The sequence below is a fragment of the Microvirga sp. CF3062 genome (genome assembly GCF_036314045.1).
Lineage (GTDB): Bacteria > Pseudomonadota > Alphaproteobacteria > Rhizobiales > Beijerinckiaceae > Microvirga.
Genome location: NZ_JAYGGN010000007.1, coordinates 42,816 through 62,873, shown reverse-complemented (window position 1 = coordinate 62,873; position 20,058 = coordinate 42,816). Strand labels below are relative to the sequence as shown.

Annotated in this window: 18 protein-coding genes and 1 pseudogene; 5 read left to right on the top strand and 14 right to left on the bottom strand. The window is 64.5% G+C overall.

What is annotated here, in order from left to right; genetic code table 11:
• Nucleotides 1-250 precede the first annotated feature (250 nt).
• The 3 genes and pseudogenes from VB618_RS13865 to VB618_RS13855 form a co-directional block, all read right to left on the bottom strand.
• Nucleotides 251-2,386 (bottom strand): calcium-binding protein, encoded by a 2,136-nt coding sequence (locus tag VB618_RS13865; protein WP_329797292.1) that lies wholly within the window; start codon nt 2,384-2,386, stop codon nt 251-253.
• Between the two features lie 114 nt (nt 2,387-2,500).
• Nucleotides 2,501-3,061, bottom strand: a pseudogene (gene rsmD / locus VB618_RS13860) (16S rRNA (guanine(966)-N(2))-methyltransferase RsmD); the annotation flags it as partial.
• A 162-nt stretch (nt 3,062-3,223) separates the two neighbouring features.
• Nucleotides 3,224-5,407 carry a pseudouridine synthase gene (locus VB618_RS13855; RefSeq protein ID WP_329797291.1) on the bottom strand — a complete coding sequence of 728 codons (2,184 nt, stop codon included), beginning with the start codon at nt 5,405-5,407 and terminating at the stop codon, nt 3,224-3,226.
• Nucleotides 5,408-5,465: 58 nt separating this feature from the next.
• Between VB618_RS13855 and VB618_RS13850 the strand changes: the two genes are divergently transcribed.
• Nucleotides 5,466-5,942, top strand: coding sequence for a nucleoside deaminase (locus VB618_RS13850; protein ID WP_329797290.1), 477 nt, complete (start codon nt 5,466-5,468; stop codon nt 5,940-5,942).
• Between the two features lie 62 nt (nt 5,943-6,004).
• On the opposite strand, the gene VB618_RS13845 is transcribed toward VB618_RS13850, so the two are convergent.
• From VB618_RS13845 to purD, 4 genes are all read right to left on the bottom strand, one after another.
• The gene (locus tag VB618_RS13845) at nt 6,005-6,943 is read right to left on the bottom strand and encodes a YsnF/AvaK domain-containing protein (RefSeq protein ID WP_329797289.1); all 939 of its coding nucleotides are present in this window, start codon (nt 6,941-6,943) and stop codon (nt 6,005-6,007) included.
• Nucleotides 6,944-7,112: 169 nt separating this feature from the next.
• Nucleotides 7,113-7,547, bottom strand: coding sequence for a YsnF/AvaK domain-containing protein (locus tag VB618_RS13840; RefSeq protein ID WP_329797288.1), 435 nt, complete (start codon nt 7,545-7,547; stop codon nt 7,113-7,115).
• Between the two features lie 91 nt (nt 7,548-7,638).
• Nucleotides 7,639-8,547, bottom strand: a complete 909-nt coding sequence (locus VB618_RS13835; RefSeq protein WP_329797287.1) for an alpha/beta hydrolase — start codon at nt 8,545-8,547, stop codon at nt 7,639-7,641.
• Between the two features lie 147 nt (nt 8,548-8,694).
• The gene (gene purD, locus VB618_RS13830; protein WP_329797286.1) at nt 8,695-9,972 is read right to left on the bottom strand and encodes a phosphoribosylamine--glycine ligase; all 1,278 of its coding nucleotides are present in this window, start codon (nt 9,970-9,972) and stop codon (nt 8,695-8,697) included.
• A gap of 184 nt (nt 9,973-10,156) precedes the next feature.
• On the opposite strand from purD, the gene xseA reads away from it, so the two are divergent.
• Both xseA and VB618_RS13820 read left to right on the top strand, forming a co-directional pair.
• Nucleotides 10,157-11,731, top strand: coding sequence for an exodeoxyribonuclease VII large subunit (xseA, locus tag VB618_RS13825; protein WP_329797285.1), 1,575 nt, complete (start codon nt 10,157-10,159; stop codon nt 11,729-11,731).
• 72 nt (nt 11,732-11,803) lie between these two features.
• The gene (locus tag VB618_RS13820; protein ID WP_329797284.1) at nt 11,804-12,025 is read left to right on the top strand and encodes a DUF2093 domain-containing protein; all 222 of its coding nucleotides are present in this window, start codon (nt 11,804-11,806) and stop codon (nt 12,023-12,025) included.
• Between the two features lie 9 nt (nt 12,026-12,034).
• On the opposite strand, the gene lpxK is transcribed toward VB618_RS13820, so the two are convergent.
• The 7 genes from lpxK to VB618_RS13785 form a co-directional block, all read right to left on the bottom strand.
• A complete protein-coding gene (lpxK, locus tag VB618_RS13815; RefSeq protein WP_329797283.1) occupies nt 12,035-13,042 on the bottom strand; it encodes a tetraacyldisaccharide 4'-kinase in 1,008 nt (335 codons plus the stop codon).
• Complete coding sequence (locus VB618_RS13810) at nt 13,042-14,331, bottom strand: 3-deoxy-D-manno-octulosonic acid transferase (protein WP_329797282.1); 1,290 nt, start codon at nt 14,329-14,331, stop codon at nt 13,042-13,044. Before VB618_RS13810 ends, lpxK begins: the two co-directional genes overlap by 1 nt.
• A complete protein-coding gene (locus VB618_RS13805; RefSeq protein ID WP_329797281.1) occupies nt 14,328-15,062 on the bottom strand; it encodes a lysophospholipid acyltransferase family protein in 735 nt (244 codons plus the stop codon). The genes VB618_RS13810 and VB618_RS13805 overlap by 4 nt, the downstream gene beginning before the upstream one ends.
• 10 nt (nt 15,063-15,072) lie before the next feature.
• Nucleotides 15,073-15,306: a DUF4170 domain-containing protein gene (locus VB618_RS13800; protein WP_190844795.1), complete on the bottom strand. Its 234-nt coding sequence runs from the start codon at nt 15,304-15,306 to the stop codon at nt 15,073-15,075.
• Between the two features lie 60 nt (nt 15,307-15,366).
• Nucleotides 15,367-16,173, bottom strand: a complete 807-nt coding sequence (locus VB618_RS13795; RefSeq protein ID WP_329797278.1) for an inositol monophosphatase family protein — start codon at nt 16,171-16,173, stop codon at nt 15,367-15,369.
• A gap of 104 nt (nt 16,174-16,277) precedes the next feature.
• Nucleotides 16,278-17,207 (bottom strand): 4-hydroxybenzoate octaprenyltransferase, encoded by a 930-nt coding sequence (ubiA, locus tag VB618_RS13790; protein WP_329797276.1) that lies wholly within the window; start codon nt 17,205-17,207, stop codon nt 16,278-16,280.
• 18 nt (nt 17,208-17,225) lie between these two features.
• Nucleotides 17,226-17,702: a hypothetical protein gene (locus VB618_RS13785; protein ID WP_329797274.1), complete on the bottom strand. Its 477-nt coding sequence runs from the start codon at nt 17,700-17,702 to the stop codon at nt 17,226-17,228.
• Between the two features lie 206 nt (nt 17,703-17,908).
• Between VB618_RS13785 and VB618_RS13780 the strand changes: the two genes are divergently transcribed.
• Complete coding sequence (locus VB618_RS13780; RefSeq protein ID WP_329797272.1) at nt 17,909-18,655, top strand: 16S rRNA (uracil(1498)-N(3))-methyltransferase; 747 nt, start codon at nt 17,909-17,911, stop codon at nt 18,653-18,655.
• A gap of 171 nt (nt 18,656-18,826) precedes the next feature.
• The gene (locus tag VB618_RS13775; RefSeq protein ID WP_329797271.1) at nt 18,827-19,966 is read left to right on the top strand and encodes a carboxylate-amine ligase; all 1,140 of its coding nucleotides are present in this window, start codon (nt 18,827-18,829) and stop codon (nt 19,964-19,966) included.
• Nucleotides 19,967-20,058 lie beyond the last annotated feature (92 nt).

Here is a 20,058-nt window from a genome sequence, read left to right as displayed (position 1 = left end):
TCCTTCGCGACGAGTGAAGAGGCGGTATAGCGGTCGGAGCAGGGGAGGGCAAATGCTCACCCTGTCGTTCAGGTGGGCTCTTCCATCGCCATTGTCATCCCCGCGAAGGCGGGGATCCATAATTACGACATCTGAAGAAGAGGCGATCCGCGCCCCGGATATTCCTGCACCGTTAGCGGTTATGGATCCCGGGCACCGCTGCGCGGTCCCGGGATGACAGCACGCGACATGCGCGGGCCATCGATCCCAATCAGATCACGTAGAAATCGTAGAAGTAGATCTTGAGGTTCTTGTTGAGCGTGGCGATCTTGATCTGCGCGGCCGAGCCCGTGCCGTCCTTGTCGTAGTAGAGCGCGCCGGTGTCTTTGTCGTAGATGATCCGGTCTTCCCGATCCAGCGCCGCCTTGCTCTTTACGAACATGTCCGACTTGAACTTCACGCCCTTGACCGAATCCTTGCCGAGTTTGGTGAAGATCTTGTTCTCCAGCTGGATGGAATCGTACTTCGAGTTGAAGTCGTAGATGCGGTCAACGTTCTTGGTGTTGCTCAGCTTGGTGTCGAACACGAATACATCCTTGCCCGTGCCGGTGCCGCCATAGAGCTTGTCGTTGCCCAGGCCGCCGTAGAGCTTGTCGGAACCAGCATCGCCCTTGAGCGTGTCATTGCCGGAGGAGGCTTTCAGCACATCGTTGCCGCTTAGGCCTCTGAGGGTGTTCTTGCCTGCGTGACCGATGATTTCGTTGGCGATGTTCGAGCCGGTGAGATTGGCTGTTTGCTTCGTGGAGACGCCCGAGAGCTTGAGCAATTCGATCTGTGCATCGGCTTTCAACGCATAGCTCCTGCCGGCGATCACCGTATCACGGCCTTCATTGGCGGCTTCCTCGACAACATCTCCTGCTTTGATGGTGTAAGTGTCGTCACCGCCGCGTGCGCTAAGCGTCGCGGAGCCGTTGCCGATGAGGGTGTCGGCAAAGCCGGAGCCGATTACGCCTTCGATGCTGATGAAGGTGTCGCCATCCGGGTTTGTGGCAGTGGAAAGGTTGACCGTGACGCCCGAGGCCGCGCTGGCATAGGACGCGAAATCGAAGCCGTTGCCGCCGTTCAGAATGTTGCGACCTGTGCCACCGTCAAGGACATCGTTGCCGCCATCACCCCGCAGGATGTCATCGCCCGCGCCTCCCGCAAGTGAGTCATCAAAGGCGGTGCCAATATATTGGTCGTTGCGGGCGGTGCCTTGCAGTGACACGGCCGCATCGCGTGGATCCACGATGCGCAGACCCTCTGAATGGTGCACGACAATGCGCCCGTCGCCCATGAGCGAGAGGCCAGCGACATTTGATGATTGATTGTCCGTATCGTTGCTGACCAGCAAGTCATCGCTCACGCGATTGCCTTTGGCGTCGAAGAGAGCGACATAGACCTCGCGCCCCGGTGCTCCGCCGTAGCTTTGAATTGCTTTCTCATATGCAACGGCAAAGCCTCCGTTTGGCAGCGCGAGGAGCTTTGGAGACTCCGAGGTGATCGTGCCGGCGGCGGTGGTGATACGATTGGTCGTTGAGCTCCCATCTGCGCCATAGATCCGGACGTAAGCCGTTGAGCTGTTACTTTGTCCGTCCATGTACGCTAGGGCAAACCCGCCACCTTTGAGGGCGGTCACTGTTGCTTCATCAAGCGTGCCTTGCGACCCAATCGAAAACAGGCTTGATCGGACCGGGCTGCCGGAGCCCGATGGCGTGACCAGATAGCCTTCGATGAGATCGGAATTTGCTCGGACCGTTACCACTAGGTCTCCATTGGCAAGCGGCGTCAGGGCAGTGACGGTCATGTGAGGATTCGCGCTGGCTGAACCGAGTTCGACAGCACTTGAGAGTTCTCCGCCAGGACCGAGGATACGCAGAAAGGCTCCGCCTCCGGTCTCGCCGATGTAGCTGATGGCAAGGCTGCCATTCCCGAGGCTGGTCACCGCATCAAAATGGTAGAAGCTCCCGGTGTCTCGGATCAGAGGGGTAACCGGCGTGGGATTTCCGAGCGGAGTTAGATCGGCCCCATAGAGGCCTGACCAGACATTGACATAACCATAACCGCGCATGTCAGACGTCCAAGTGAGGGCGATGCGCCCGTCAGGCAGCTCGGTGGCTGTGAGGTCGATTGCCGAGACATCGAGCTCCGCTTGAGGTCGTTCGAAACCTGGATCGGGGATGTTGATAAGCTGCTCGTGCTTCAGAGAGCCGTCGGCATCGTAGATCCAAGCCTTTGGCAGGTAATTGCCGGGCGTGCCAACCTTGCCGACGACGAGGAAGGTGCCGTTTTTGAGCGCCGTCACCTGCGACATTTGAATGTCATCTGGAAGCGCAATGGGAGATCCCCACAGAACAGGTTGAGCCATGACGATCTCTCCATTGCATTAGCCAAAGCGCCTCAAGGGCGCCGGGCGCAATGTTATGCAGAATCGTATCTAGGACAACCGTCCGCCCTGAAGGGATGGCCAGGGTGCGGCATTTCAACCTCTGAACCGCCCGAACACCACTTTCGTCTCCCCATAATCTCGCCGCTCGATCTCCTCGAAGCGCTCGGGCAGCGAGACCTCGACGCCTTGCGCTTCCTCGACGATCACGAGCGCGTCCGGCACCAGCCAGCCGCCTTCGGCACAGGAGCGGAACGCCTTGGGTGCAAGATCCTTGCCATAGGGCGGGTCGCAGAACACAATTGAGAAGGGAGCATTCGGCGCAGCCTCGCCCATGCGGGTCGCGTCGCGGCGGAACAGGCGGGTGGCGCCGCCGGCGCCGAGGGCTTCCACGTTCTCGCGGATGATGCCGCGGGCCTGGGCACCGTCATCGACGAAGAGCGCGAAGGCAGCGCCGCGCGAGAGTGCTTCCAGCCCCAAGGCGCCGGTGCCGGCGAAGAGGTCGAGCACGCGCGCGCCCTCGAGAGGGTCGTCGTAGGAATGCTGGAGGATATTAAAGAGCGTCTCGCGCAGGCGGTCCGAGGTCGGGCGGATCGCATCCGAGCTCGGCCCCTTGAGCGAGCGGCCGCGCCAGCGCCCGCCCACGATTCTCATGGCATGAACCTCATGAAGAGAGTCTCACAAAACTCAAAAAGAGCCTCATCCTGAGGAGGACCTTTTGGTCCGTCTCGAAGGAGGGTCCATAGGGCACTGGATCCTCCTTCGAGACGCCTGCTGCGCAGGCTCCTCAGGATGAGGTTGGTGTTTCTTTGCAGTTTCCTATCGGCGACCGCGCGGGCCGCCCTTGGAACCGCCTTTGAAGCCGCCCTTCGAGGGGCCACCCTTCGATGCGCCGCCCCTGGGGCCGCTCTTGAAGCCGCCGCCGGCACCGCCTCTTGGTCCGCCGCGAGATGGTCCATCACCGCGCGGAGGGCCACGACGGGGACGGTCATCGTCGCCACGAGCGCGGAACGGACGGTCTCCCTCGGTGCGGCGGGGGCGGTCATCGCCGCCCTCACGGGAGCGGAAAGGCCGATCCCCTTGGGGCCTGCCAGGGCGATCCGTCCCACCTTCGCGCGAGCGGAACGGGCGATCCCCCTGCGGCCTGCGGGGACGATCCTCGCCCCCTTCGGTGCGGGCGCGAAACGGCCTGTCACCGGTTGGCCGCCGTGGGCGCTCGTCATCGCGACGTGGGGGACGAGCCCCATCGGCACGGTCACGACGGGGCGGAGCCGCATCGCGATCGTCACGGCGACGCGGACGATCCTCGCCACCTGCGGCACCACGGCCCCGGCGCGGAGCGGGCGCCTCTTCTTCCTGCGGCTGGCGCACAAGGCGCTCCACCCGGACCTTGCGGCCTTCCTTGGAGGTGATCGCGCCCATACGTTCGCGCTGACGCTCCCCGGTCGCAGCACGGGCCTCGCGCGGATCGGCGCCGCGGCGGGGCATCTTCCTGCTCGGTGCGTTCTCGTCGGTCTCCCCGGCGCGCCATACGCTGCGCTTCGGGTCGAGGCGCGAGGGGCGCTTCTGGGGTTCTTCCTCGTCGCGGCCGCGACGTTCGCCGTCACGGGCGCGGAATGGCCGTTCGTCATCGTCGCGACGGCGGCGCGGGCGCTCCTCATCGCGGCCGCGTGCGGGGCGGGCAGGGCGCTCGTCACGCTCCTGATGCTCCTTTTTCGACGAGCCGAAGGGCGCGATGGGCTCGCGCACGGGGCTTTCGAAATCGACTCCGGCTTCAATAGCCAGCGCTTCGCCGAGCTGATCCTTCAGCACCCTTGTGCGGACCTCTTCCACCAGGCCGACCTCGAGGTCACCGAGCTGGAACGGGCCGAAGGACATGCGGATCAGGCGGTTCACCTGCACGCCCATATGCTCCAGAATGCGCTTGATCTCGCGGTTTTTGCCCTCGCGCAGACCCATGGTGATCCAGGCGTTGTCGCCCTGGATGCGGTCGAGGCGTGCCTCGATGGGCCCGTAGTCGATGCCGTCGATGGTAATGCCGTTGCGAAGCCCGTCGAGATCGGCCTGGTTGATCTCGCCGTGGGCGCGCACCTTGTAACGGCGCAGCCAACCGGTGTCCGGATGAGCAATGATACGGGCAAGCCCGCCGTCATTGGTGAGCAGCAGCAGGCCTTCCGTGTTGATGTCGAGCCGGCCCACCGCCACCACGCGGGGCAGATCCTCGGGCAGGTTGTCGAACACGGTGGGGCGCCCCTCGGGATCCTTGGCCGTGGTCACGAGGCCGCGCGGCTTGTGGAAGAGCCACAGGCGCGTGCGCTCCTTGGCGGGCAGAGGCTCGCCGTCCACGGTGATCGTGTCGGCGGCGGTCACGTTGATGGCTGGGCTCTCCAGCACCTTGCCGTTGAGAGTGACGCGGCCTTCCGCGATCATAACTTCCACGTCACGGCGGGAGGCGATGCCCGCCCGGGCGATCACCTTGGCGATACGGTCCTCGACCGGCTCCTGCGGTTCGGCCTGTACGGCAGGCTGCTCCTCGCGGGCGCGGCGCGGGCGATCCTCGCTCGAGGGGTCGAAGCGGCGCGGACGCTCGTCGCCGCCACGGCCCCGGAAGGGGCGATCACCATCCTCGCGGCGCGGACGGAAGGGCTTGTCGCCGCCTTCGGCGCGGGCGCGGAACGGCTTGTCGCCGCTCTCCGTGCGCGGTCGGAAAGGCTTCTTGTCGCCGCCCTCGGAACGACGCGGACGGTCGTCACTGTCACGGCTGCGGAAAGGCCGGTCGCCTCCCTCGGCCCGCGGGCGGAAAGGCTTGTCCCCATCGCGGCTGCGGAAAGGTTTGTCTCCGGCGTCACGGGGCTTGCGCGGGCGGTCATCGTCGCCACGGGCGCGGAAGGGGCGCTCGCCGCCTTCGCGGGGCTTGCGGGGGCGGTCGCTAGATGAGGGGCGGCCACGGTCGGAGCGTCCCGGCGGACGGCCCTTGCGATTATCGTCGTTGCTGTCGGTCATGGGAGCCTGATAGCAGAGGTGCCCAAGAGAAGCGAGGGCCAAGGGAACCAAGAGAGTGATGGACAACGCCGATCACAAGCCGCTTGATCCAGGACAGGCCGATCCTATGAGCTTGGCCTTCGACGAGGCCCGTGCGGCTGCCGCGCGTGGCGAGGTGCCCGTGGGGGCTGTGATCGTCAGGGATGGGCGCATCGTGGCTTCTGCCGGCAACCGCCCGCGGGAGCTGCGCGATCCCTCCGCCCATGCCGAGATGCTCGCCATCCGCCGGGCCTGCGAGGCCCTCAACGACGAGCGTCTTTCCGGCTGCGATCTCTACGTGACGCTCGAGCCCTGCACCATGTGTGCTGGAGCGATCTCCTTCGCCCGCCTCCGGCGGGTCTATTACGCCGCCCATGACCCGAAGGGAGGCGCGGTGGACAACGGCGTGCGCTTCTTCGACCAGCCGACCTGCCATCACGCTCCGGAGGTCTATAGCGGCATCAGGGAGAGCGAGGCGGCTGCATTGCTGCGGGAGTTTTTCGAGGGGAGGCGGTAGGAGCCGCATGAAAAAGCCCGGAGCGAGTCGCTCCGGGCTCTGCTTGAGGTCGTGAACCCGGGTTAGCGGTTCTTGTCCGTGGTGCCAGTGCGCGAGATGCCGGCGCTGCGGTCGTCGTCAACCTCCACCTCGGTCTTGCGCACCGTGTCGGAGACAGTCTGCGTGCGCTGATCGGCGTCCTTGCGCACCACCACTTCCTCGACCACGCGGGCTTCCTTCGAGACGACGGCTTCCTCGGCACGCTCCTCCATCTCGATGGAGCGCTCGCGGAAGAGATCGCCATCGTTCACCGAGCCGGTGCGCATGGTGCCCTCGACCGGGCGGCGTTCGACGGACACGTGCTCTTCCCTCAGAGAAACCTGCTCCTCGACGGGACGCTCAGTCACGTGGGAGCGGATACGCACGCGGCCGTGGCTGACCTCGCGCTTGCCCACATGCAGCTCTTCCTCGGCCACCGGGATCACCTCGTCTCGATCGGAACTGCGACCTTGAGCGTACAGGCCATCGTCCCGAAGGCTTTCACGGTCGCGCATGGCGCTGCCCTCTGTCATGCCGCTGCCCAACATGCCTGCCGATGTCGTTGCCGTGCCGCCCAGATCCGCAACGCCTGAACCTTGGTGGCTCCAGCCTTCCGACCGCCAGGCATCCTGGCGCTCGTCGAGATCGAGTACATCATCATCGTCGAGGATGTCGACCACACGGTCGACCTCGTCGTCAGCGCAGCGCACGGCGATGAGAGCGTGGCCGCGACGCACACCTTCCGCATAGGCGCGGGCGTCATCGTGCGGCACGCCGTTCGTGGTCAGGTAATTCTCGACGCGATCATGATGCGATCCGCTGGAGCTCTCGTCGAAGCTGCTGGTGCCGTCCCAGGTGCGGTTGTCGCCGGAAGCGGTGAACAGGCAGATCTTGCCCTGGGAGATGCCCGATTGCTCCAGCTCACTGACGATGGAAGAAGCTTGAGAGTCGCTGCCGAAGAGGCAGGTTACAGTCTTGGCCATTGCGCAAAATCTCCATGGGCCGTCAAAAGCGGCACGGTTGCTAAGCAGTTCATGTGCTTCAGGATGCCTGTGCCGCATCACAGGAACACATCGCGGCATCAGCTGCATTGACCTACCAATTGCTGCTCGCCGACTTCGTTCCCAATAACGCGGCGTTAGCAGTGTAAATTCACGAATTGGATTTCGTATCATCATCGACTGGCATGCGCTCAATCACGGCGCGCTGCTTGCGAAGCTCCACCGGAGTCTCGACGTCTTCACGGGTTCTGCGCTTGTGAACGTGCAGTTCCTCTTTCAGGACAAGACGCTTCTCGACGACAAGAACTTCCTCCAGGATAGGAATGATCGTCACGTCGTTCTCGGTGCGGATTTCGGGAGCGTGATCGATGATCCGATCAACGGGAACCCGCGTTACTTCGACGGTCTCGCCATCGAGCGTGGCCTTGACCAGCTCCGTCTCCACATCGACGCTTGTCTGGACACGAACCTTGCCCGTCGTGACCATTCGCTTGTCGAGGCGCAGCTCCTCTTCCGTCAACGGAATGACCTCCGTGTCGGAAGATGAGGCCTGTGAGTTCGGCTGGTCAGGAATGTGCTTGGTCATGAAAGGGGTCCCGTCTTCAGCGGTGAACGTACCGCTTGCAAGACAGGTTCCTCTCGCCAAGGATGCGAGGACCGGCGCAGATTGTCAGGCTTCAGCTGAGCAGGAAAGTCTGCAACGCTTCCAGAGTCGTGCCCGGGTTCTCCTCCGCCACGAAGTGTCCTGACGTGACGCCGATGCCGTTCGCCTTGGGCGCGAAGCTCCGGCGCCAGATGTCGAGCGGCTTCTGCGCGTGGCCCATCGGGCCGCTGACGAGATAGAAGTCGCTCCAGATGACATAGGTCGGACAGGAGATCGTCTTGCCGGCAGCAAGGTCGGCCTCATCGGCCTCGATGTCCTGCGTGGCGCCGGCCCGGTAATCCTCGCAGAAGGCATGAATGCGGGTGGGTTCGTTGCAGCTCTGCCAATAGGCTTCGAGCGCTCGGTGATCGAAGGCGCTGAGGTCGCCGGCCGCAGACCATTGCCGCATCAACCCTTCGAAATAGGGGATCGGATCGCGTCCGATCTCCTCCTCCGGCATCGGGTAGGGTTGGGAAAGATAGCCCCAATGCGCTTCCGGTATCGCGCCCGCCCGCATCTGCTCCCACACATGGTAGGTCGGCAGGATATCGAGGAGCGCAAGGCGCTCGACCCGGCCCGGATGATCCAGAGCGAGCCGGTAGCCGACACGCGCGCCGCGATCATGCCCGGCGACGGCAAAATGCACATGGCCCAAGGCTTCCATGACCTCGATGACATCCCGGCCCATGGCGCGCTTGCAATAGGTCTCGTGCTTTGCATCCCCTTTTGGCACCGTGGACCAGCCATAACCACGCAGATCCATGCAGACGACCGTGTGGGTCTCGGCGAGCGCCGGTGCCAGATGGTGCCACATGGCATGCGTCTGCGGAAAACCGTGCAGCAGCACCAGCGGCTTTCCGCGGCCCTTGCTGCGCGCGAAGATGCGCCCGACCTCGGTGTCGATCCAGTGGCTCTCGAAACCGGGAAAGAGATCATCGCTCATGGGCAGCCGCTCAGCGTTATGGAATGGCCTCCACGTTAAGCTAGAGCGCCGATCCTCAAAGTTGATGGCTGGCTCTGGAAAATGAGGCGCAACCCGGAGGAGAGAAAGCTTACCTAACGTCATCAGTCAATAGGAGTAATCGCGCTTTCAACCCTGCTCACGTTCCACCGCCCGCCAGCCGATGTCCCGGCGGCAGAAGCCCTCGGGCCAATCGATCCGGTCCACCGCCTCATAGGCCTTTCGCTGAGCCTCGGTGATGTTGGCGCCGAGGGCGGTCACGTTGAGCACCCGCCCGCCATTGGCGACAATCCGGTCGCCGTCCTGCTTCGTGCCGGCATGGAAGACGATCACGTCGTTGAGGCTCTCGGCCCGGTCGATGCCTTTGATCTGAGAGCCTTTCTCGACCGCACCCGGATAGCCGTTAGCAGCCATCACGATTGTGAGTGCCGCCGCGTCCGACCATTGCAGGGAGATGCTGTTCAGCATGCCGTCGCATGCGGCGAGTAGGGCGGTCACGAGGTCGGATCTCAGGCGCGGCAGCAGCACCTGAGTTTCCGGATCGCCGAGGCGGGCATTATATTCGATGAGCTGCGGCCCGTCCTCGGTGAGCATGAGCCCGGCATAGAGAATGCCCGTATAGGGCGTGCCGCGAGCCTTCATGCCCGCAAGGGTCGGCTCGATGATCTCGCGCATGACGCGTGCCTGCAGGTCCGGCGTCAGCACGGCGGCGGGGGAATAGGCGCCCATGCCGCCGGTGTTCGGGCCCTTGTCGCCGTCGAACACGCGCTTGTGGTCCTGGGCTGTGCCGAACGGAATTGCGCGGGTGCCGCCGCAGAGCGCAAAGAAGCTCGCCTCCTCGCCGTCGAGAAAGGCTTCGATCACCACCTCGGCTCCGGCAGCACCGAGGCCGCCGCCGATCATCATGTCGATGGCGCCCTCCGCCTCTTCGAAGGAGGTGGCGACCACCACACCCTTGCCGGCGGCCAAGCCATCCGCCTTCACGACGATCGGCACGCCGTAGCTGCGCACATAGGTTTTCGCCGTCTCCGCATCCGTGAAGCGCCGGTAGGCGGCGGTCGGAATGCCGAACTCGGCGCAGAGATCCTTGGTAAAGGCCTTCGAGCCTTCGAGCTGGGCGGCGGCCTTGCTCGGCCCGAAAGCTTTGATGCCGGCGGCCGTCAGATCGTCCACGAGACCGGCCACCAGGGGCGCCTCCGGCCCGACGACCACGAAATCGACCTTCATCACCCGGCAGAACTCGATCACCGCCTGATGATTGGTTACGTCGAGCACCACGTTGGTGCCGTGCTGCGCCGTGCCGGGATTGCCGGGGGCAATGAGGAGCTTATCGCAGAGAGCGCTCGCCGAGAGGCTGCGGGCCAGAGCATGCTCCCGCCCGCCGGAACCGATGAGAAGAATGTTCATGGGCCTGCCTCCTCGTGATGCCTGCGCTCTTAGCGGTTCCCTGCGTTTTCGCCTACCCGGAAACTGAGCGATCAGGGCTCTTTCCAAGGGCGCGGCGAAATGCACAGGGGATAGCGTGCCGTTGTCGCCGCCTGTTGCACCCGCGCCCTTGGCAGACCCCCAGGGGGAGGATTAGGTTCACCTCATGTTCGCCGAGAAAGCTCCCTCGAATGCCCAGGAATGGTCGGTCTCCGACCTCGCGGGCGCCCTCAAGCGCACCCTGGAGGACGCGTTCGGTCATGTGCGCCTGCGCGGCGAGGTGTCGGGCTATCGCGGGCCGCATTCCTCGGGGCATGCCTATTTCTGCATCAAGGACCAGAATGCCCGCATCGATGCGGTGATCTGGAAGGGCGCATTCTCCAAGCTCAGGATCCGGCCCGAGGAGGGGATGGAGGTCATCGCCACCGGGCGCATCACCACGTTCCCGGGCTCGTCCAAGTACCAGATCGTCGTCGAGAGCCTGGAGCCCGCCGGCATCGGTGCGCTCATGGCACTCCTCGAGGAGCGTCGCCGGAAGCTCAATGCGGAGGGGCTCTTCGCCCCCGAGCGCAAGCGGCGTCTGCCGTTCCTGCCGCAGGTGGTCGGCGTCGTCACTTCGCCGACGGGGGCCGTGATCCGCGACATCCTCCACCGGCTGGAGGACCGCTTCCCGCGCCGCGTGCTGGTGTGGCCCGTGCGCGTGCAGGGCGAGACCTGCGCGGCGGAGGTCGCTGCCGCCATTCGCGGCTTCAACGCGCTCGAACCGGGCGGGAGGATCCCGCGCCCGGATGTGCTCATCGTCGCCCGCGGTGGCGGCTCCATCGAGGACCTGTGGGGTTTCAACGAAGAAATCGTGGTCCGTGCCGCGGCCGAGAGCGACATCCCGCTCGTCTCGGCGGTAGGTCACGAAACCGATACCACGCTGATCGACCATGCTGCCGACGTCCGCGCGCCGACGCCCACGGGTGCTGCCGAAATGGTGGTGCCGGTGCGCGTCGAGCTCATGGCCGCTGTCAACGACCTCTCCCGCCGTCACGTTGAGGCGGCGCTGCGGCTTGTCGAACGGCGGCGCTCGGACCTGCGGGCCACGACCCGGGCCATGCCGAGCGCCGAGGCCCTGTTCTCGCCCAAGCGCCAGCGGCTGGATCTGGCCGCCACCAAGCTCTATCCGGCGCTCTCCCGCAATGCTCGAGGCCACGAGGAGCGCCTGCTCAAGGTGGCGCGCCAGCTCGCCCATGTCTCGCCTGTGGCGAACGTGGCCCGCATGCGCGCCCGCCTCGATGCCGTAGGGCCACGCCCCCACAATGCGGTCTGCCGCTCCATCCTGCTCCGCGAGGAGAGCCTCAAGCAGATCGGGCGGCGCCTCGTGGTCTCTCGCGAGGCCCTGCTGCGCGCCGAGCGGACGCGGATTACTCAGATAAATGGTGTCATGAAGAGCCTCGCTGAACGGCTTGCGCCGGCGATGGAGGGGCAGGTCACCCGCAAGGCCGACCGTCTGGAGGCGGTGTCCAAGCTCTTCGACAGCCTGAGCTACAAATCCGTTCTCAAGCGCGGCTTTGCTCTTGTCCGCGATGCGGAGGGTCGGCCCATGAACTCGGCTGAGGCCGTGCATGACGGCCAGGCGCTGGTGCTCGAGTTTGCAGATGGCAAGGCCGACGCCACCGGCGGGCGGATCGGATCGCGGCCAAAACCCGCAAAGCCGAGGCTCGTCGTGGCGGAGGAGCAGGGCGCCCTGTTCTGAGTTAAAATTGGTAATCCACCGGCGCAGTCCTTATGTGAAGGATAAGCGCAACGCATTTCATCGATGTCTTTCATGTTGAACAAGTTCGAACGCAGTGGCGGCGAGGCCGTCGTGCAATATCTCGACAGCAATCTCCGGGTGGTGAAGCCCGGAGCCTATGTGCGCTGCGCGGTGACGGGAGCCGAGATCCCGCTGGACGATCTGAAGTACTGGAGCGTCGAGCGTCAGGAGGCCTATGCCTCGCCCGAGGCGGTGATGATGCGCATCACGGGGCAAGGCGCACCCGGCAAATAGGCGACCGCTTCAGATGACGCGCAGGCGCCGCTCGTTGATGCGCCGCATGAGCAGGTTGCGAAGGCCTGTCTCGTTGTCGATCCGGAGCCGCACCGGCAGTGCCATCAGCTCTGGCCAAGATTCTGCAGCGTCGGCGATCCGCACAAGATCCTTTTCCGTCGTAACCGGCAGGAGCCCAAGCGTTTTGGCCTCCTGCCGCAAGGCTGCCATTTCCTCCGTCTTGAAGGGGTGGTGGTCGGGAAAGGCATGGGTCACGTCCACGATGGCGCCGCAGGCGTGCAGGGTGTCGAAGAATTTCTCCGGCCGCCCGATGCCGGCAAAGGCCATGACCCTCCGGCCCTTGAGCGCTTCGGCCGCTTCCGGCGCCGGTTCGAGCGCCGCCGTGAATATACGTTTGCCGTGTTCGTCCGCCTCCACGGCGATCCGCCGTCCCGGTTCGCCATCCCCGATCACCAGCACAGCGTCAACCAGAGGCCATTGAGCCTCCATGGATGCCCGCAAAGGCCCGGCCGGCAAGGGTAGGCCGTTGCCGATGCCGGTGGTTCCGTCGACCACGGCGATGGCGCAATCCTTGATCAGTGATGGATTCTGAAGCCCATCGTCCATGATGACGACTGTGGCGCCGATCTCGTAGGCGAGCCGCGCTCCGACGGGGCGGGAGCGGGATACGATGGTCCGGGCGGTGCGGGACAGAAGAACGGGCTCGTCGCCGATATCGGCAGCCCCGTGCTGCGGCTGGACTCTCACGGGACCTGCGAGACGGCCGCCATAGCCCCGGGACAGAAAGGCCGGACTCTCGCCTGCTGCATCCAGGAGGGCGGCAACCGCAATGGCAGTCGGCGTCTTGCCGGCTCCACCGGCTGTGAAGTTGCCGATGCAGATGACGGGCAGTTCCACCTGCTCGCCGCGTCGTTTCATTCGACTTGCCGCAACGGAACCATAGACCAGGCCGACTGGGCGCAGCAGGTTCGCCTGCAGCGAAGGAGAGGGGTACCACCAAAAGCGCGGAGCGCGCATCAGCGGCGGGCTCCGAGCTTGGCCTGCACGATGAACGGCTCGACGGACTGCATCGTGCGGTCTACAGCGCCGCCCAGCGCCTGCACCGCGTCTCCGGCGGCACGGGCCATGTCCCGGGTGAGGGCGGCATTGCCGAGCATTTCGCTCACCGCCCGCGCAAGGCTGTTGCTGTCCTTGACCATCAGGGCACCGCGGGATCGGTCTAGCGCCTCGTAGATCTCGACGGCCGAATGAACATGCGGCCCGTGCAGGATGGCGGCTCCCAGCTTGGCAGGTTCGATGGGATTGTGCCCGCCAATCGGCACAAGGGTTCCACCCATGAGGACGATGGGGGAGAGCCGGTAAAACAGCCCCATCTCGCCTACCGTGTCGATCACATAGACATCTGTCGCCCGGTCGGGATGCATCCCTTGCGAGCGGCGCCCCGCTCGCAAACCAGCCTGGCCAGAAAGGGCAGCAACCTCAGGTCCCCGGTGCGGGTGGCGGGGAGCAATGATGGTCAGGAGGTGGGGGTGACGTTTCGCCAGGGCGCGATGAACGGCGATGATGGCGCTTTCCTCACCCTGATGGGTGCTGGCGGCAAGCCATACCGGCCGTCCTGCAATCAACCCTGAGAGCTGCGCCACCACGCGCGGATCCGCCGGCGGCGGGGCTGCGTCGAACTTGATGTTGCCGGTCACGACCACACGCGGGGCGCCGAGCCGCGCCAGCCGCTCCGCATCCTCGGAGGTTTGAGTCAGGCAGAGGGCGAAGCGCTCGAGCAGGCCGCGGATGATGCCCGGCATCTTCTGCCAGCGCTGGTACGACCGATCCGACATGCGGCCGTTGACCATGACGAGCGGGATGTCCCGCTCAGAGAGCGCCATGATCGTATTGGGCCATATTTCCGATTCAGCGATGAGGGCCAAGTCAGGCTGCCAGTGATCCAGGAAACGCCTTATATAACGTGGCACGTCGAGCGGCACAAACTGATGCACGGCACCGGGCGGCAGCCGCCGAGCGATCAGGGCGGCCGAGGTCTTGGTTCCCGAGGTCACCAGGACCGCAAGGCCGCGTTGCGTCATGCGCTCCACGACCGGCAGGAGGGACAGGGTCTCGCCGATGCTGGCGCCATGGACCCAGATCAGGTGGCCCTTGGGCCGCTGCCTGCTCGGATGTCCCTGACGCTCGCCGAGCCGGGTCTTGTCCTCACGTCCCTTGCGTTGGCGCCAATAGAGGAGGCCCAGGACGGCGGGTTCCAGGATGGACACGACAGTCCGGTAGGTCCTGAAGGTGAAAGGCAGCTTCATGCCCGGGAGCCTTCCGCAAGCATGGGGCTGGTCTTGGCTCCCGGATCCCTGGACCCGACCAGCGCATAAGCACGCTCGTGCACCCGGTCCAGCTCCCGCTCGACACTTTGCCTCAGTCGCTCAAGAGCATGCTCGTCCGCATCTCTTGGCACCGAGACGGGCTCGCCGAGCACGATGGCGCCCCGGCCGAAGGGCAGGCCGATGCTGGCCCGGTCCCAGCTGTTGAAGTCGATGCGGCGGCTCGTGACGACGGCGACAGGCACGATTGGCCGCTCGGACAGCTGCGCGAGGGTGACGATGCCTTGGCCGCACACGCGGGAAATCTTTGGGATGTCGGCGGTCATCACCACCATCTCGCCTTCGCTCAGGGCCCGCAGCATGGCGCGCAGGGCCTGGGCGCCGCCCTTCTTGCGAATGTCGCGACCGCGCGCTCCCGAGCCGCGAATCGCCCGGACCCCGAGGTGGCGCAGGGCGATGGCGTTGAACTCGCCGTCGCCCGAGCGCGAGACGAGGCTCGCCGCACGATCCTGGGGCCGCTTTGCGAAGTGGATCATGAAGTGCTGCCCGTGCCACATGGCGGCGATCACAGGCATCTCGATCCGCTCATACGCATCCGCCGGCTCCATGACGAAGCGGTTCGTGCGCTGCACGAGCTTGAGATAAGCCGCTACAAGAAACCCGAGGGTCTCCTGCACCGCACAGGAGCGGGTGATGCGCTTGACGAGACCCATCGTGTCCGGGTCAGCCCTGCTGCGGGTCCAGCAGGCGATGAAGATGGACGATGAAGTAGCGCATCTGCGCATTGTCCACGGTCGCCTGCGCCTTGGCTTTCCAAGCCGCATGGGCCGAGGCGTAGTTCGGGAAGACCCCGACGATCTCGAGCTTGGATAAGTCCTTAAATTCGGTGGATTCGAGGCTGGTGAGCTCGCCGCCGAAAACCAGATGCAGGAGCTGCTTGCCAGGCGTGTCGGTCATGGTGATAGGGCTCTTCTGACGAGGGTTGTAACGATGAGGGCTTGAGGAGCCAGCGATGCTTCAGGCTCTCATGGCTCCAATAGCACGAGGATGCAACCGTGACGCAACGGCAATCATCTCATCATGAGAAGGGTCGGGCTTGTTATAGACCGGGATCGAACCGTCAAGCCCCGTCAGGCGGCCTCCGGCCTCCTGCAGGATGAGATCGGCGGCGGCAATATCCCAGTCCTGTGCATGAGCCGAGACGAGGCCCACATCGATGGAGCCGTCCGCCACCCGAGCGAGCCTGAGTGCCAGCGACGGAACCTTGGGCAGGCGCTCAATAGGGTTGATATGACGCTCAAGCTGGTCGACAAGGGGCTTGGGGCCTGCCACCCGTGCCGCGCCCGAAAGAGACTCCACCTCGGGTAACCGCAGCCTCACGCCGTTGCTCCACGCGCCTTCGCCTAGCCTTGCCTCATACAGACGGTCATGGATCGGGGCATGCAGGATCCCCAGAACGGGCTTGCCGTCCCGCACCAGAGCGATGGAAATCGCCCAGTCTGGATGGCCCGAGGCGAAGGCCCGAGTGCCGTCGATGGGATCGACGATCCACACATAGCTTCGCGCGAGCCGTGCCGGGTCGTCGGCCGTTTCCTCGGAAAGCCAGCCGGCTTCGGGGAGCAGTTCGGAGAGCTGGTTCTTCAGAAAGGTATCGAGGGCGATGTCCGCCTCGGTCACCGGGGAACTTCCGCCCTTGTACCACAGCTTGGCAGCGGTCTGCGCACCGGCGCGGAAATAGGGCACAGCTAGCTCTCCCGCACGGCGGGCAGCATCGCGCACGGCCGGAGCGAGAGACGACAAGGAAAGGGATGAAGAGGACAGCATCAGACCTGAGATGGGAGTTACAGGCAGGAGATACCATATCTCGCTGCCCCATCCCTGGGCTTTCCCGGACCAATAGGTGCGATGTCTTAAAACGGTCTTGAGAGCTAGATCAGGCAGTCCAGAATCATAGCCGTGAACAGGATCAGGCCCGCATCACGGTTCGACCGGAAAAGCCGCAACGCTCCGGCGCCATCGTTCCGGTCGATACGCGCGACCTGCCACCCCAGGTGAAGGGCGAACAGGGCCAAGCCTGCGAACGAGACGAGCCCCGCTCCGGCCTGCATGAACGCGGCGCTGATGAAAACCACGGTGAGCGCATAGCAGATGCCGACGCCCTGCTTCACCTGCTCGCCGAAGAAGCGGGCGGAGGACTTGATCCCGACGACCTCGTCATCCTCGATATCCTGCAGGGCATAAATGGTGTCGTAGCCCACCACCCAAGAGATGCTGCCGAGATAAAGAAGAATGGCCGCCCAGCCCAAGGAGCCGAAAGCGGCAGCCCAGCCCATCAGGGCTCCCCAGGCGAAGGCGAGGCCGAGCACGATCTGCGGCATCCAGAAGAAGCGCTTCATGAACGGGTAGAGGGCGACGATTCCGAGCGAGGCAAAGCCGGTGGCGATGGCGAAGCCGTTGAACTGGAGCAGGACGATCAGACCGACGAGACCCTGGAGGGCAAGGAAGGCCAGGGCGCCCTTGAGCGTGACCTGTCCCGAGGGGAGGGGACGCTGGCGGGTCCGCTCGACCTTGGTGTCGAGATCCCGGTCGACGATGTCGTTGTAGGTGCAGCCTGCCCCGCGCATGGCCACAGCCCCGATCAGGAACAACAGGCAGTGGAGCGGATTGGGCCAGGCCTGACCCGCGTGAAGCGCCGCCAGCGCCGCCGACCACCAGCAGGGCAGGAGCAGCAGCCACCAGCCGATGGGGCGCTCGATCCGGGCGAGGCGAAGGTATGGCTTGAGCGACGGCGGTGCCCACCGCTCGGCCCAATGGCCTCTGACGGCATCGGGCAGGGAAGGCGCTGCCGGGCGCTCCATGATGGTTGAGTGCTAGGCTTAGAGGGCGCCCTTCGGGACCGACAGGGTGCCGGTCAGGCCGCCGCCCATCTTGCCGGCCATGCCGCCCTGCTGGGCTTGCTGGGCCTTCTGCTTGGCGCGCTTTTCCATCTCGGTCATCTTGGCGGCGGCACCGCAAGCCTGGCCTTTGATTTCCTGGGAGCGCTGGTGGTCCTTGGTGAAGCCCTCGACCACCTGATCGGGGATCTGGCACCAGTCCTTGTTGTCGGTCATCCACTTCTGACCGGCACTGCCGTTCGTCACGAGCTTGGAGAAGACCGTGCAGGCGGAGCGCGGATCGATCTGCTTCTTCTTGCCGCCCTCGGTCAGCTTGTTGATCTGCTGCACGAGATTCTGCCGCTCCTGCAGGATCTTCTGCCCTTCCTGGCAGGCGTTCGACTGCGCGAAGGCAGGAGCGCTCATGAAAAAGCCCGCGACGGCAAACGCAGCCAGAAGATGCGAACGGATATGCGCCATGCCAAAATTCCCTTAAAAAGCCTGCGACGTCTCGCATGCCTGCGTTCTGTTATCAGGTGAAGGGCCATGTGGCCAAGAGGCGAATGGTCGCCTTGGCCTCAAGCTGTGCCATTCCGCACCTGAATTTCCCGTGACCAAAGCGGCCGCCCCTCTCCCTGGGGATGGAGGAAATTGATACAGCAAGGGCTGCTCAGTTCAAGGTTGTCATGGCTGAATACGATTTCAACGCTCCCCGCCTCTTCGTCGACGCACCCTTTCAGGGCGGCGCCAGGATCGCTCTCGATCGGGGTCAGGCCAACTACCTGCTGAATGTCCTGCGCCTGAAAGCTAAGGATTCCGTCCTGATCTTCAACGGCCGGGACGGGGAGTGGCGCGCCGAGGTCTCGGTGGAAGGCCGCAAGGCCGCCGATCTCGTCTGCGTGGAGCGGACCCGTGACCAGAGTCCGGCGCCCGACATCATCTATGCCTTCGCGCCCCTCAAGCACGCCCGGCTCGACTACATGGTCCAGAAGGCTGTGGAGATGGGGGCGGGCGTTCTCCAGCCTGTCCTGACGCAGCGGACCCAGGCTTCCCGGGTCAATCTGGACCGGATGCGCAGCAACGCCATCGAAGCCGCCGAGCAATGCGGGATCCTGGCGATCCCGGAGGTGCGCGAGGAGCATACTTTAGAGCGTTTTCTCAAGGGCTTGGAGGCGGAGCGGCTGGTGATCTTCTGCGACGAGGGCGCGCCTGTCTCCAACCCGGTCGAGGCCCTGGCCAAGCTTGGGAACATTCAAGCTGGTCTCGTTGTTATTGTGGGACCCGAAGGGGGCTTTACCGATCAGGAGAGAGCGCTTGTCGCTGCCCGCGAAAGATGTGTTTGCGTATCGTTGGGACCCCGAATCCTGCGTGCCGACACAGCCGCTGTGGCCGCACTGGCAATCGTCCAGTCCGTGCTCGGCGATTGGAACTGATCTCACCGTCCGACGACGGCTCAAGCCAATCTGCCTCTAGTCTCAAAAGCTTAGCAGTTTCATGCCGCCTCGCCCCATTCCGGCCCCATTGAGCCGGAGTTTGAGCGATCGCCGCAGGCCGATCTGCATGGGCGAGGGTCATTTCTAAAGAATAAAGAAGGACACGAGGAAATGAGCTGGGATTTCAAGTTCGGCATCGAGGAAGAGTACTTCGTCAACGATGCGCCCAGACGGGATGTCGCCAGAGGCAAGATCAGGGAGTTCTTTGCTGCCTGCCGGGACCAGGTTTCGGGCGATATCCAGCCCGAGATGCTGGAGCCGCAGATCGAGATCGCCACCAAGCCTTCCCTGGAACTGGCCGACGCCCGTGCTCAACTGGCCGGCCTGAGGTCCTCGGTTGGGGCCGTGGCCCGTGACTTCAACCTGTCCATCATGGCTTCCGGCACCCATCCGCTGGCCGTCTGGTCGCGTGTGCGGCCCACGGCGCAGCCGCGCTATGGCAAGGTCATGCACGACCTGCAGATGCTCGGGAGCCGCAACGTGCTGTGCGGCATGCATGTCCACGTGGAGGTGCCGGACCTCGACATGCGCGTGGACATCATGAACCGGATCCAGCCCTACCTGCCGCTGTTTCTGGCGCTCTCCACCTCCTCGCCCTTCTGGCAGGCGCAGCGGACGGGCCTTCTCGGCTACCGGCTGGCGGCCTATCGCGAGCTGCCGCGCACGGGCTTGCCCGATCTGTTCGAGAGCGCGCAGGACTATCAGCGCTACATCGACACGCTGGTGGCTGCCCGCGCCATCGAGAATTCCAGCTATGTCTGGTGGGTGATCCGGCCGTCGCTGAAGCATCCGACCCTGGAGCTGCGCGTGGCCGACAGCTGCACGAGGGTCGACGACACCATCGCGATTGCGGCCCTCTATCGTTGCCTCGTGCGCCGTCTCAGTTTTGATAAGACCCTCAATGCCGGCCAGACCGGCGCCTCCCGCGCCATCAACGACGAGAATGGATGGCGGGCCCAGCGCTACGGCATCCACGGCAGCTTTGTCGACGAGAAGACCCGCACGGCCAAGCCGGTCCGTGAGATTCTCGAGGAGACCCTGGATCTTGTGGCCGAGGATGCCAGGGAGCTCGGCTGCCAGCGCGAGCTCGATCTCGCCCGCTGGATCGTCGCCCGCGGCACCAGTGCCGACCGGCAGTTGACCCTCTACACCGAAGCGGTCGGCCGCGGCCTGTCGAACCGGGATGCGCTCGCCGGGGTGGTCGATTGGCTCAGTGCGGAGACAATGGGGGAGCCGGCGTTCCGGCATTGACGAGGGCGTCAGAGCATCGGGCCTAAAAGTGGCCTCCACTTTTGGGATCGATCCGATGCTCCTCTCCCTAAGCCATCATGCTTTTGTGCATG